Below are 289 nucleotides of genomic sequence, written 5' to 3' on the forward strand. Positions count from 1 at the left end.
GATGAGAACTTCGGCTTTGCCGTGCCCGTCAACGTCTCCGGCATCGAAGGCGGGATCCTCGATCCGCGCTCGACCTGGGCAGACGGCCGAGCCTATGACGCGCAGGCACGGAAGCTCGCCGACATGTTCGTGGTGAACTTCACCAAGTTCGAGAGCCATGTCGACGGCTGTGTCCGCGATGCGGCTCCCGGCCTGGCGGTCGCTGCGGAATAGAGTTTTCCTGCACGATGATTTCACGTGAAACCCGGTGCTCCAGCGCCGGGTTTTGCCGTTCAGCCGGTTTGCAAAC

At 62.3% G+C, this 289-nt stretch carries 1 protein-coding gene; it reads left to right on the forward strand.

Annotation, left to right across the window (positions count from 1 at the left end; translation table 11 throughout):
- On the forward strand, nt 1–213 hold a 213-nt coding region (locus GV792_RS28830), incomplete at its 5' end, for a hypothetical protein (protein WP_218581224.1).
- Nucleotides 214–289 lie beyond the last annotated feature (76 nt).

This window comes from Nocardia cyriacigeorgica, assembly GCF_010868145.1.
Lineage (GTDB): Bacteria > Actinomycetota > Actinomycetes > Mycobacteriales > Mycobacteriaceae > Nocardia > Nocardia cyriacigeorgica_D.